Below are 12,677 nucleotides of genomic sequence, written 5' to 3' on the forward strand. Positions count from 1 at the left end.
TTAAGAACATCTACTCAGCCTGTTAGGGATAATGACTACAAGAGGTCACAATGAGCAAAGAAATTAAAGCCCAAGTTGTTGTACTTGGTTCAGGTCCTGCTGGCTACTCAGCGGCATTCCGTTGTGCGGATTTAGGTCTAGAAACAGTACTAGTTGAACGTTACAGCACTCTTGGTGGTGTATGTCTAAACGTTGGTTGTATTCCATCAAAAGCACTTCTTCACGTATCTAAAGTAATTGAAGAAGCAAAAGCGATGGCAGAGCACGGCGTTGTATTCGGCGAGCCACAGACGGACATCAACAAAGTTCGTATCTGGAAAGACAAAGTAGTTGATCAACTGACTGGCGGTCTTGGCGGTATGGCTAAGATGCGTAATGTTACTGTTGTTAACGGTTTCGGTAAGTTTACTGGTCCTAACAGCATCGAAGTTGTTGGCGAAGAAACGACAACAATTAACTTTGATAATGCAATCATTGCAGCGGGTTCTCGCCCAATCAAACTTCCGTTCATCCCACATGAAGACCCACGTATTTGGGATTCTACGGATGCACTAGAACTAAACGAAGTACCAGAAAAACTGCTTATCATGGGCGGCGGTATCATCGGTCTTGAGATGGGTACGGTTTATCACTCTCTAGGTTCTAAAGTTGAAGTTGTTGAGATGTTCGATCAAGTTATCCCTGCTGCGGATAAAGACATCGTTAAAGTCTTCACTAAACGCATCAAGAACAAGTTCAAGCTAATGCTTGAAACTAAAGTGACTGCTGTTGAAGCGAAAGAAGATGGTATCTATGTTTCAATGGAAGGCAAAAAAGCACCAGCTGAAGCTGAGCGCTACGATGCTGTTCTTGTTGCTATCGGTCGTGTTCCAAACGGTGCACTTATCGACGCTGAAAAAGCGGGTATCGAAGTTGATGAGCGTGGTTTCATCAATGTTGATAAGCAAATGCGTACTAACGTTCCTCACATCCACGCGATCGGTGACGTTGTTGGTCAACCAATGCTTGCTCACAAAGGTGTGCATGAAGGTCACGTAGCTGCTGAAGTTATCTCTGGTAAGAAGCACTACTTCGATCCTAAAGTAATCCCATCAATTGCGTACACTGAGCCAGAAGTTGCTTGGGTAGGTAAGACTGAGAAAGAAGCGAAAGCGGAAGGCCTGAACTACGAAGTTGCTACTTTCCCTTGGGCTGCTTCTGGTCGTGCAATCGCTTCTGACTGTGCAGACGGTATGACTAAGATGATCTTTGATAAAGAGACTCATCGCGTAATCGGTGGTGCTGTTGTTGGTACTAACGGTGGTGAACTTCTTGGTGAAATCGGCCTAGCAATCGAAATGGGTTGTGATGCAGAAGATATCGCTCTTACTATCCACGCTCACCCAACTCTACACGAGTCTGTTGGTCTAGCTGCGGAAGTATTCGAAGGTTCAATCACTGACCTTCCAAACAAAAAAGCAGTAAAAAAGAAGAAGTAATTCTTTCTTAGTCACTCGCTAATATTTTTAAAAACCGCTGATTCGTCAGCGGTTTTTTTATGTCTGAAGAAAAGAGCAGAAATATTCTATTCGAGATGCGAGTATGTTGCGCTCGGGAGGATGCGAAGAACGATTACACTCGACAAAAAAAGGGTTGACCGATTAGGCCAACCCTTAAGTTATTTACTCGAATCTACTTATAAATGCACAGCATGTTCAAGTAGCTATCCGTCAAGGTCGAAAGTTCTTCTTGAGTATCTACACGTTTCGCTTGGATGAACAACGAGTAGCAAATGCCGTGGAATAGGTTCGCTAGATGTTTAGGGTCGTGATCGTCGCAAACTTCGCCGCGTTCAATCGCTTTACTAAACATGTTTTGTACTAACATCTGGTTAGTGCGGTTAGTGGTTACAAACAGAGGCCACACTTCATCACGAGTCGAAGCACTCCATTCAAACCATACGTTCAACCAATGGCTATCGTGAGCCACTAACGTCACCATTTCAGTCGCAATATTATGTAGGTTTTGTTTTGCGTGAATATCCAGATCGATATTGTCTGAAAGGAAGTTAGAGAATTGGCGTACAACATGATTAAGCACTTCATCAACCAGATCTTCACGGGTAGGGAAGTAATTAAATACCGTTGCTACAGACACCTGAGCGATGTCTGCAATATCAGCGTGTCCACCACGACCAATACCGCGGCGAGAGAATACCTCAAGAGCGATTTCCATCAATTGAAGTTTTCTTTTTAAAGGTGAAAGCCTAGTTCTAGGTCTCTTAGATATTGAGTCCATTTTATTTTCCTTGCCAACGAAATTTTTATATTAATGATTTTATTATTATTTAAGCCAAGATGAGTGTAATGGTGCATATGCGAATGGTCAATCCTTTGAGCTTGTTTTATAGGCAGTTACATCAAACTAGATCCATAAAGCGTGATCAGGATTGATGTGAAAGCAAGCGAGTATTGGATAGGGCATCAGCGCACATTTAATTGAGAATCTCACAGTAAATTAGAACCATAAGGTGGTGTGGGTATTTGAGCAGTGCTAGACTTACCCACAAAATTGAGCGGCACAACTGACGAAACTGTCAACATTCGTCGCAATCACCAAATAAAATGAGAGCAGTATGAAGCATACAGTTGAAGTCATGATCTCTGAGCAAGAAGTTCAGGATCGAGTGAACGTATTAGGCAAGCAGATCACGGAGCACTACAAAGGCAGTGAAGATCTCGTTTTAGTTGGCTTATTACGTGGATCTTTTGTCTTTATGGCGGATCTTGCTCGTGCTATCGATTTAACTCACCAAGTTGATTTCATGACCGCGTCTAGCTACGGCAACGGCATGGAAAGCTCACGTGACGTTCGTATTTTGAAAGACCTTGATGATGATATCCAAGGTAAAGATGTTCTGCTTGTAGAAGACATTATCGATACAGGTAACACACTGACTAAAGTGAAAGAGATTTTGAGCCTACGTGGCCCTAAATCTATCGAAATCTGTACGTTATTAGACAAGCCTTCTCGCCGCGAAGTGATTGTTGATACAAAGTGGATTGGTTTTGAGATTCCTGATGAGTTCGTTGTTGGTGTTGGTATCGACTACGCACAAAAATATCGTCACCTACCGTACATCGGTAAAGTAGTACCTCAAGAGTAATCACTGCTCTATGAAGAAAAACAAAAAAGGCTCGCACAATGCGAGCCTTTCTTATATCTATTCTTTCTTATATCAACGGGTTAGACGTTAAAGGTTAAAGGTTAAAGGTTAAAGGTTAACCAAGAGTGGGAGACGATAGGATTTTTTCAAGCGCTTCTAAGTGGCTATTTTCTAGCGTGTCATTACTTGAACAACGAACGCCAAGGTCTTGTAGTTTGCCGTTACCAATACCATAAACTACGCCGTGGATTTCAATATCTTGTCCACGTTCCCATGCGGTTTGCATGATGGTTGAGTTACCAAGGTTGTAGACTTGCTCTGCAACGTTAATTTCGCACAACTTGTCACCCCATTGTTCACGAGGTAGAGATTCAATTTGCTTACGGTACTTAAGGTAGTTATCGCGAATGTGGAGTAGCCAGTTGTTGATAAGGCCAAGTTTAGGGTTATCAATCGCTGCATTAACACCACCACAGCCATAGTGACCGCATACAATGATGTGTTTAACTTTGAGCACATCAACGGCGTATTGCACAACGGATAAGCAGTTGAGATCGGTATGAACCACTTGGTTTGCTACATTTCGATGAACAAACAGTTCGCCAGAATACAAACCAGTGAGACGCTCGGCCGGTACTCGGCTATCAGAGCAGCCAATCCATAGAAAGCCAGGGCTTTGCCCTTCTTCAAGCGTTGTAAAATACTCAGGTCTTTGAGAGCGAATTTCTTCAGACCATTTAGAGTTGTTTTCAAAAAGCTGTTTAATCTCTGGCATTTTGCGTCTTACATCCCTTCATTAAGAATTGTAACTATACACAATGTTACAAATTCAATCCCGTAAAAACTGCGTCAACACGTACTCATCTGACGTGTTCTAGTCGTTAAGATCATTAACTTAGCACAGAAACTACCATCTGGTTATAAGTCATGAATAATGTGATTGAATTAACACTTTCTGTCTGATTAACTCATTTGTTAAAGTGATAAGGTTTGTCATTTTCATCATCAGGAAGGTGTGTTTTGTTTGGAAGTCGTTTTGCGGATATCAGTCTCAAAGGAGACATGTTTGGCGGTGTCACCACAGCCATCATCTCATTGCCTTTAGCGTTGGCATTTGGTGTTGCGTCTGGTGCGGGCGCGGAAGCTGGCCTTTGGGGCGCCATCATGGTCGGCCTATTTGCCGCATTGTTTGGTGGTTCAAACAGCTTGATATCAGAGCCTACCGGGCCGATGACGGTGATCATGACAGCCGTGATGACAAGCATGGTGGCCAAGTATCCTGAAACCGGAATGGCAATGGCCTTTACCGTGGTCATGATGGCGGGTGCTTTTCAGATATTACTTGGCACCTTAAAGCTCGGAAAATACGTTACTTTGATGCCATATAGCGTGATTTCTGGGTTTATGTCGGGTATCGGCGTTATTCTGATTATCTTGCAGCTATCACCATTGTTAGGACATGCGGCTCCATCCGGCGGGGTGATGGGCACGCTTTCTGCGCTACCTGATACGTTGGCCAATTTGAAAATAAGTGAGTTGTTCTTAGGAGCATTAACATTAGGCATTCTTTTCGGTTTTCCAGCTAAATACCGTAAGTATGTGCCAGCCCAACTCGTTGCTTTGGTTGCTGTCACCCTTTTATCCGTCATTATTTTCGATACAGACTCTATTCGCCGTATTGGTGAGATCCCTGCTGGTTTACCCTCTCTCGTTATTCCGACAATCAGTTCTGAACAATTTACGACCATGGTTATTGATGCCTTGGTGCTGGGTACGTTGGGTTGCATTGATACGCTTCTGACTGCGGTTATCGGAGATTCACTGACTCGTAAAGAACATGATTCAGATAAAGAACTTCGTGGCCAAGGCATCGCGAATATGATCTCTGGTCTGTTTGGTGCGCTACCTGGTGCGGGCGCAACCATGGGTACCGTAACCAATATTCAGGTGGGTGCTCGTTCTCCACTTTCTGGTGTTATTCGAGCTTTAGTTTTGGCATTGGTGGTATTGGTTGCTGGTGGCTTAACTGAACCTATCCCTATGGCGGTATTGGCTGGCATTGCGATGTATGTTGGTTTCAATATTCTTGACTGGAGCTTTATCCAGCGAGCACACAAGGTGAGTTATGCCGGCATGGGTGTAATGTACGGCGTGATGCTGTTGACTGTATTCGTGGACTTGATTATTGCTGTTGGTCTTGGTGTCTTTATATCTAACATCCTGATTATTGAAAGATTGAGCCGAGAGCAAGCCAGACAAGTTAAGGCGATCAGTGATGGTGATGATGAAGATGATATCCCATTGACCGATAGCGAACGTCAGCTATTGGATAGTGCTAATGGTAAAGTGCTGTTCTTTTACCTTTCTGGACCGATGATCTTCAGTGTTTCAAAGGCGATTTCACGCCAGCACTCTAGTATCTCTGATTACGAAGCGATGATTCTAGATCTAACAGATGTGCCGATGATTGATGTGACGGTTGGGCTTGCACTAGAAAATGCGATTAAAGATGCGTTGGATGCGCAGTGTGAAGTGTACTTGCTGTGTCCGAATGATAATACTCGTCAGCAGCTAGAGAAATTCCACGTGCTTGATCTTGTGCCGGAATCTAACACTTACCGATTCAGGTATGAAGCTCTGACAGCTGCAACAAGCTATGTTGATAGAGATGAACATCAATTTGAGTCAGTCTAATTTTCAGTAATAATCTGACATGAATCAGTTATAGATGCCAAATCTAGTATTGGTGATTAATGCCGTTAAGTTATTAACTTAACGGCATTTTTATGTTTACTGAACACTGAACTGGTCTTTACGTCGCTAATATTCTTGTTCGCTTTCGAAAGAAACCCTCACTCGGTATTTGTATTAATCGTTAATCAACGATAGACTTGTTTGCAAAATGGCCGAGTAAACAAGTTTGGGTTAGTTTTCTGCTAGCTCGTTTTAAGCATTACTCGCTTCCTCAAGCTCGGTCATCAACATCTTATCTATAGCAAATGGCAGTCTATCTCTATGTATGCATTAGAAATTGAGCAATTAAGAAAAACTTATGCAGGGGGCTTTGAGGCTCTTAAAGGCGTTAGTTTACAAGTAGAAAAAGGCGATTTTTACGCTCTGCTTGGTCCAAATGGCGCAGGTAAATCAACCACCATTGGTGTTATCTCTTCACTGGTTAACAAAACTTCAGGCAAGGTTAAAGTGTTCGGCTACGACATTGATACCGATCTGGAGTTGGCGAAACAGAACTTAGGTCTAGTGCCGCAAGAGTTTAACTTTAATCCGTTCGAAACCGTTGAGCAGATCGTGCTGCAACAAGCGGGTTATTACGGTGTGCCCAAAGCACTGGCGAAAGAGCGAGCGAAAAAATACTTATCTCAGCTCGATTTGTGGGAAAAGCGTAGCGAACGTGCACGTAACTTGTCTGGTGGTATGAAGCGTCGTTTGATGATCGCACGTGCACTGATGCATGAGCCTCATTTGTTGATTCTTGATGAGCCAACGGCGGGCGTTGATATTGAATTGCGCCGTTCAATGTGGGGGTTCCTGAAAGAGATCAATGAGAAGCAGGGTATTACCATTATCTTGACTACACACTACCTAGAAGAAGCGGAAATGTTGTGTCGTAACATTGGTATTATCAACCGTGGTGAGCTGATCGAGAATACAACAATGAAGTCGCTGCTGGGTAAGTTGAGTGCAGAGACCTTTATTCTTGATCTTGAAGAGGGCGTGACTGAACCTAAACTTGAAGGTGTGAATAGCCAAGTGATGGTTAATGGTTCGCTAGAAATCGAAATCGACAAGAACCTAGGTTTGAATACCATCTTTGCTCAATTGAGTGAACAGCAGGTGAAAGTCCTTTCTATGCGTAACAAAGCAAACCGTTTAGAAGAGCTATTTGTGAGTATTGTCCGTGAGGGGAGTAAATAATATGTACAGCCTATATTGGACCGCTTTCTGTAGCTTGTTGACCAAAGAGATCAATCGCTTTACTCGTATCTGGGTGCAAACGCTTGTCCCGCCAGCGATTACCATGACGCTGTATTTCATCATATTTGGCAACCTTATCGGTGCGCGTATTGGTGAAATGAACGGCTTTAGCTACATGGAATACATTGTTCCCGGCCTGATCATGATGTCGGTGATCACTAACTCATACTCCAACGTTGCTTCGTCGTTTTTTAGTGCCAAATTCCAGAAGAACATTGAAGAGTTGCTTGTCGCGCCAGTTCCTAACTACGTGATTATTGCTGGTTTCGTAATGGGCGGTGTGGTGCGTGGCTTGTTAGTGGGTACCATAGTCACCTTCGTATCGCTTTTCTTTGTCGACCTGCAAGTTGACCATTGGGGCGTGATTATTGCGACAGTATTTCTAACGTCGGTTGTGTTCGCTCTGGGTGGCTTAATCAACGCTGTATTTGCACGCACGTTTGACGATATCTCTATTATCCCGACCTTTATCTTAACGCCGCTGACGTACCTTGGTGGTGTGTTTTACTCGATTAGTTTATTGCCTGAATTTTGGCAAGGTGTGTCGAAACTGAACCCAATTGTGTACATGGTTAATGCGTTCAGATATGGCTTCTTGGGAGTGTCTGATGTGGGTATTGTAACGTCGTTTGGTGTATTGGGTGTGTTTATCGTAGCGCTGTATGGCGTTGCACACTATCTAGTGACTAAGGGGATTGGCTTACGTAGTTAATAAATAGCGGATTAAGCTCTGAATGACAGACATAAAAAAGGTCGATATTACATCGACCTTTTTTATGTCTTGCGTTCAAGCTAGAGGCTGATTACTCCGCCGTTTCTTCTTTCACTTCTTCTTTAGTTTCCGTTACCAAATCGAGAACTTGGTTGTCGATAAGACGCGTCTTACCTAGGAAAGCTGACATCAGGATCACGGCTTGTGTGGATTCTGAAGTGATAGCTTGCAACGTCTTAGCATCGCAAATGAAGATTTCATCGGGTTGAAGATCGGCTGCACGAAGCTGGTCTGTCGCATCTTCAATAACAGATGCGTAGTCATCACGACCGCCACGAATTGCGCTGCTGACCCAACGCATAGTACGCGCTAGAACAGGAGCTCGTTGACGCTCGTCAATCGTTAGGTTGCTATTGCGAGAGCTCATTGCCAAGCCATCCATTTCACGAACGGTCGCTACGCCGACAACTTCAATGTCTAACGCTAAATCTGTTGTCATCTGGCGAATAACAGCAAGTTGCTGAAAGTCTTTCTCACCGAAGCATGCAAAGTTTGGCTGAACGATATTAAACAGTTTAGTGACAATCGTTGATACGCCGCGGAAGTGACCTGGACGAGACGCGCCTTCAAGCATGTGAGATATGCCTGGAACTTCAACAAACGTCTGTTTATCTAATCCATCTGGGTACATGACTTCTGGTGTCGGTGTAAACACGAGCTCAACACCTTCGGCTGTTAACTTACTTAAATCAGCTTCTAACGTACGAGGGTAGTTGTTCAAGTCATCGGTACGATCAAACTGCATCGGGTTAACAAAGATGCTTACCACAACAATGTCCGCCAGTTCACGAGCTTTCTTGACCAGAGTCAGGTGACCTTCATGCAGGTTTCCCATTGTCGGGACAAAAGCGACCGTACGTCCATCACGCTTAAACTGTTTAATCTGCTCACGAAGAGCCGCTATTTCAGCAAAAGTTTGCATAGTTACTCCTAAGCGATTGTATGAGCATCATCAGGGAAACGTGCTCTCTCTACTTCTTCTTTGTATAGAGCGACGGCTTTACGCATATCACCTGTTTCAGCTAGGAAATTCTTAGAGAATTTCGGCATGTAGTTCGCAGAAATACCGAACATGTCATGCATAACCAGGATCTGACCATCGGTAACATTACCTGCGCCGATACCGATAACGGGTACGTCACAAGCTTCTGTAATTCGTTTTGCCAATGAAGCGGGTACACATTCAAGGAGAACGATTTGAGCACCTGCGTTTTGTAGTGCTAGAGCGTCAGCAACCATTTTGTCGGCTTGCTCGTCGTCACGACCTTGTACTTTGTAACCACCAAAAATGTTCACAGACTGAGGTGTTAAGCCTAAGTGTGCACATACTGGTACGGCACGTTCTGTTAGCATCTTCACAGTATCAACCAACCAGCTTCCGCCTTCGATTTTTACCATGTTCGCACCAGCACGCATCAATGTTGCTGCGCTCTCACAGGCTTGCTCTGGCGTTGCGTAGCTCATGAAAGGCATGTCAGCCATAAGAAGACAGTTTGGGCTACCTGCACGCACTGAGCGAGTATGGTAAGCAATGTCTTCAACGGTTACTGGTAATGTATCGTTATGGCCTTGTAGAACCATACCCAGTGAGTCACCGACAAGCAGAACTGGCATTTCTTGGCTTTCGAATAACTGAGCAAAGCTCGCATCATAAGCTGTCGACGTCGCGAATTTACGGCCTTCACTTTTGCATTTGATCAGGTCGTTAATGGTTACTTTTTTCATTGGTTTTCCTTAATGCGCTTGGCTATTGTTGCCAAACATTGAGCCCGTTCTTATCGACTATTTTGAGTAGTTCTGTCAGCTCAGTCCCATCAGGGAGTTGTAAACTTGGTGCGATTTCAGCAAGCGGGTAAAGTACAAACTCTCGTTCTTTCATTCCGTAATGAGGAACGATTAAGCGCTCTGAATCGATCACCTCATTGCCGTATAACACAATGTCGAGATCCAAAGTTCTTGGCCCCCAACGCTCGTCTTTACGGACGCGCCCTTGCTCTAGCTCGATCTTTTGAGTGCAATCAAGCAGTTCAATTGGCGTTAATTCGGTTTGGATTGCTACTACCGCGTTGATGTAGTCAGGTTGGTTTTGCGGCCCCATTGGAGTGCTACTATATAGCTGAGAGGTCGCAATAAACGTTGATCGCGGTAGGCTTTTTAGCGTTTCGATAGCCAAGTTTGCTTGGCTAACTGGGTCGGCAAGGTTGCTGCCGACCGCAATATAAGCCGTTATCATTCGGACTGCTTACTCTTTTTATTTCGGTAAGTCTTACGGCGACGATGGCCAGATTTTGATGGTGCTGCAACGTCGTTAGCCATCGCTTGACGCATGTTGCGGCCTGCGGTCTGATAACGCTCCCACCATTTTGCTAGTTCTTTGGTTTCGCCACCCTCAATCTCGCCACGCATTTCTAGGAAGTCGTAACCAGCACGGAACTTATTCAGTTCCATAAGACGAACGGCACGTTTACCGTTACGACGAGGCAGTCGCAATTGCAGTTGCCAAACTTCACGAACGGTCGCCGTGTGACGACGAGGAATAGCAATAGACTTAACTTGCTGGTCAAGAATGATGTTGCTCGCTTCCATGATCGCATCGTAATGCGCCATACCCTGTTCAGCGACAAGCTTGTCTGCGAGCTTGTTCATTGGGTACCAAAGAATCGCTGCAAACATAAATGCAGGGTTGACTCGCTTGCCATCTTCTATGCGAAGGTCGGTTGAGTCGAGTACTAAGTCAAGCATCTGCTCTGTATGAGAGTCGTAACCTTCAGTGAAGTGCTCTGCAATTGCAGGGAACATCTGTTGGAACAGGTTGTATTCACGCATTAGGTGATAGGTTTCTAAACCGTGACCTGATTGAAGTAATTTCAGAGACTCTTCGTAAAGGCGCGCTGCTGGGATATCTTTTAGCAGGTGTGCCAGTTCTTCGATAGGGTCTGCTGTGTCTTCTTCAATATCGAAATCCAGTTTAGCGGCGAAACGCATTGCGCGAAGCATACGTACCGGGTCTTCACGGTAACGAGTTTCTGGATCGCCAATTAAGCGGATCAGCTTGTCTTCTAAATCTTCCACACCACCCGCGTAATCGTGAATGCTGTAGTCTGCAATGTTGTAGTACATCGCATTAATAGTGAAGTCACGACGCTCTGCATCTTCATCAACATTGCCGTACACGTTATCGCGTAGCAACATGCCTTCATCAGATTGCGCAGAAACGTTTTTCGATGGCTCTTGGTGGTGGCCACGGAAAGTTGCCACTTCAATGATGTCACGACCAAACATGATATGTGCTAAGCGGAAACGGCGGCCGATAAGGCGACAGTTTCTGAAGAGGTTTTTGATTTGTTCTGGTGTTGCGTTGGTCGCAATATCAAAATCTTTTGGCTGTGAGCCTAATAAGATATCGCGAACACCACCACCGACTAGAAATGCGTCAAAACCCGCACCATTCAGGCGATATAGCACTTTTAGTGCGTTGTCGCTGATCTGCTTACGTGAAATATTGTGCTCTTGACGAGTATATATATTCAGAGCTAATTCGTGGAATCCGCGTTGTTCGCTTGGGGTATTGTCGTTTGTATTCATTAGTTTAGAACAAAGTAGGTATCGCCAACTTTGTTTTTCTCTTAGTCCAAAGTGGTAGTGCAGAGTTTAATTGCGGCTAATGATAGCTTAGCGCGAGCCATTTGAGAACATCGTCTGCTTAACCACTGCTGTTGGTTGTGGTATTTTTATGTGTCGTTTTTGCTATTTGCCGTTAGTTTTGAGCTAATCGCTGTGCTCTTTTTGTAAACTATCAGGTAACTGGCTGACGTTCCATTGCTGAGTTCCCCATAACAAAATCTCATCCATTGAAGCCTCACAGAGGGCATGTGGGATACCAAAACCTAAGAATCGCATAGCGTCGAGCAGCGTTGGTTTTGGGTTGTCGAGATCGATCGCGGTGGCATGGTTCTGTTTTGACAGTTTATTCCCCAAGCCATCGGTTGCCAATGGTAAGTGCAAGTAACTCACGGTTTTTTGCTTGAGTGTCTTATACAAACTGATTTGTCGACCTGTAGGCTCTATCAGGTCGGCGCCTCTTACGACTTCTGTTACCCCTTGATCGATGTCATCAAGGACAACCGCCAAGTTATAGGCAAACAATCCATCTCTGCGTTTGATAATAAAATCTTCTTCAGCCAATGCTTTAGGGATTTGAATCGTGCCGTGACGAACATCGTCAAAAGACTCGACTGGAAAGTCCATGCACAAGCGCACGGCTTGTTCGCCTGAATCAACCAAACCTGCGTTTCGGCAGTGACCATTATAAAAGCCACCCAGAGACTTTATCTGCTTGCGTGTGCATTCACAGTAATAGGCTTGCTTGTCAGCGACCCATTGATCAATTTGAGCTTGGTAAAGGTCATGACGTTGGCTTTGATAGACGACTTCGCCATCCCAAAATAGGTGGTAAGCCTCAAGCGTCTTAAGAATGAGGTCTGCAGCGCCGGCCATTTCTCTTGGTGGATCGAGGTCTTCCATGCGAACTAACCATTGTCCTTGGTTCGATTTCGCTTGAAAGTAGCTGCCAAGAGCAGCAACAAGTGATCCAAAATGAAGAGGACCTGACGGTGATGGTGCAAAGCGCCCGATATAATTCATAAGTGAAAAACCTAATCTTGATGGTACCGCAGTAGCCGATTCTTAAGACGTTTATCTATTGCTTTGGTTCGTTTAGTCATCGTATTAATACGTAAAAACAAGCTAAAGCTTTTGATTTGCTAT

General features: G+C 44.5%; 12 protein-coding genes. 5 read left to right on the forward strand and 7 right to left on the reverse strand.

Features of this window, described 5'->3' with window-relative positions:
- The first annotated feature begins 50 nt into the window (after positions 1-50).
- The gene (gene lpdA / locus AC3CHU_RS02645; RefSeq protein WP_017106891.1) at positions 51-1,478 is read left to right on the forward strand and encodes a dihydrolipoyl dehydrogenase; all 1,428 of its coding nucleotides are present in this window, start codon (positions 51-53) and stop codon (positions 1,476-1,478) included.
- Between the two features lie 193 nt (positions 1,479-1,671).
- On the opposite strand, the gene AC3CHU_RS02650 is transcribed toward lpdA, so the two are convergent.
- Positions 1,672-2,277 (reverse strand): LuxR/HapR/OpaR family quorum-sensing transcriptional regulator, encoded by a 606-nt coding sequence (locus AC3CHU_RS02650; protein ID WP_054547492.1) that lies wholly within the window; start codon positions 2,275-2,277, stop codon positions 1,672-1,674.
- A gap of 337 nt (positions 2,278-2,614) precedes the next feature.
- On the opposite strand from AC3CHU_RS02650, the gene hpt reads away from it, so the two are divergent.
- Entirely contained in the window at positions 2,615-3,145 is a 531-nt protein-coding gene (hpt, locus tag AC3CHU_RS02655; protein ID WP_004735452.1) for a hypoxanthine phosphoribosyltransferase, read from the forward strand.
- Between the two features lie 115 nt (positions 3,146-3,260).
- On the opposite strand, the gene can is transcribed toward hpt, so the two are convergent.
- A complete protein-coding gene (gene can / locus AC3CHU_RS02660; RefSeq protein WP_004735453.1) occupies positions 3,261-3,920 on the reverse strand; it encodes a carbonate dehydratase in 660 nt (219 codons plus the stop codon).
- A gap of 287 nt (positions 3,921-4,207) precedes the next feature.
- Here can and AC3CHU_RS02665 point away from each other — a divergent pair, with 287 nt between their 5' ends.
- The 3 genes from AC3CHU_RS02665 to AC3CHU_RS02675 all read left to right on the forward strand — a co-directional run bounded on the left by AC3CHU_RS02665 (position 4,208) and on the right by AC3CHU_RS02675 (position 7,850).
- On the forward strand, positions 4,208-5,839 hold the full coding sequence (locus tag AC3CHU_RS02665; RefSeq protein ID WP_488525466.1) for a SulP family inorganic anion transporter: 1,632 nt from the start codon (positions 4,208-4,210) through the stop codon (positions 5,837-5,839).
- A gap of 321 nt (positions 5,840-6,160) precedes the next feature.
- Positions 6,161-7,078, forward strand: coding sequence for an ABC transporter ATP-binding protein (locus AC3CHU_RS02670; RefSeq protein WP_054547493.1), 918 nt, complete (start codon positions 6,161-6,163; stop codon positions 7,076-7,078).
- Position 7,079: 1 nt separating this feature from the next.
- Positions 7,080-7,850 carry an ABC transporter permease gene (locus AC3CHU_RS02675; RefSeq protein ID WP_004735456.1) on the forward strand — a complete coding sequence of 257 codons (771 nt, stop codon included), beginning with the start codon at positions 7,080-7,082 and terminating at the stop codon, positions 7,848-7,850.
- 91 nt (positions 7,851-7,941) lie between these two features.
- On the opposite strand, the gene panC is transcribed toward AC3CHU_RS02675, so the two are convergent.
- The 5 genes from panC to gluQRS form a co-directional block, all read right to left on the reverse strand.
- Positions 7,942-8,832 carry a pantoate--beta-alanine ligase gene (gene panC / locus AC3CHU_RS02680; RefSeq protein WP_065205139.1) on the reverse strand — a complete coding sequence of 297 codons (891 nt, stop codon included), beginning with the start codon at positions 8,830-8,832 and terminating at the stop codon, positions 7,942-7,944.
- 8 nt (positions 8,833-8,840) lie between these two features.
- Positions 8,841-9,635, reverse strand: a complete 795-nt coding sequence (gene panB / locus AC3CHU_RS02685) for a 3-methyl-2-oxobutanoate hydroxymethyltransferase (RefSeq protein ID WP_488525024.1) — start codon at positions 9,633-9,635, stop codon at positions 8,841-8,843.
- 22 nt (positions 9,636-9,657) lie between these two features.
- The gene (folK, locus tag AC3CHU_RS02690) at positions 9,658-10,143 is read right to left on the reverse strand and encodes a 2-amino-4-hydroxy-6-hydroxymethyldihydropteridine diphosphokinase (protein ID WP_004735459.1); all 486 of its coding nucleotides are present in this window, start codon (positions 10,141-10,143) and stop codon (positions 9,658-9,660) included.
- Positions 10,140-11,495, reverse strand: a complete 1,356-nt coding sequence (pcnB, locus tag AC3CHU_RS02695; RefSeq protein WP_004735460.1) for a polynucleotide adenylyltransferase PcnB — start codon at positions 11,493-11,495, stop codon at positions 10,140-10,142. The genes folK and pcnB overlap by 4 nt, the downstream gene beginning before the upstream one ends.
- Before the next feature lie 183 nt (positions 11,496-11,678).
- Positions 11,679-12,554, reverse strand: coding sequence for a tRNA glutamyl-Q(34) synthetase GluQRS (gluQRS, locus tag AC3CHU_RS02700; RefSeq protein WP_488525025.1), 876 nt, complete (start codon positions 12,552-12,554; stop codon positions 11,679-11,681).
- Positions 12,555-12,677: the final 123 nt, after the last annotated feature.

The sequence above is a fragment of the Vibrio sp. QJM3NY_39 genome, from assembly GCF_057785895.1.